Origin of the sequence: Bacillus sp. SIMBA_008 (assembly GCF_046535495.1) — a bacterium.
In the GTDB taxonomy this organism is placed as follows: domain Bacteria; phylum Bacillota; class Bacilli; order Bacillales; family Bacillaceae; genus Bacillus; species Bacillus subtilis.
Genome location: NZ_JAWRWL010000340.1, coordinates 1 through 278 on the forward strand (window position 1 = coordinate 1; position 278 = coordinate 278).

General features: G+C 47.5%; 1 protein-coding gene. It reads left to right on the forward strand.

What is annotated here, in order from left to right:
* The coding region (locus tag SB658_RS23490) for a mechanosensitive ion channel family protein (RefSeq protein WP_410602699.1) at positions 1 to 278 on the forward strand (278 nt) is incomplete at both ends.

A 278-nucleotide genomic window follows, 5' to 3' on the forward strand; every position in this document is an offset into this window, starting at 1 on the left:
GGTTTTGATGGGATCGTAGAACAAATTGGACTTAGGACCACGCAGCTTCGAAGTTTTGACGGCACCCTTCATTTTATTCCAAATCGAAGCATATTGAACGTGAGCAACCATTCAAGAGGGACTATGCAGGCACTCGTTGATATCGAGCTGTCTCCAGAAGAGAATGTGGATCAAATGATTACAGCCCTTCAAGCGGCGTGTGATGAGGTACGAGAGGACATTCCTCAAATTATCGAAGGACCTCAAGTTGTCGGGGTGGAGGCGTTCGGATCCTCTTC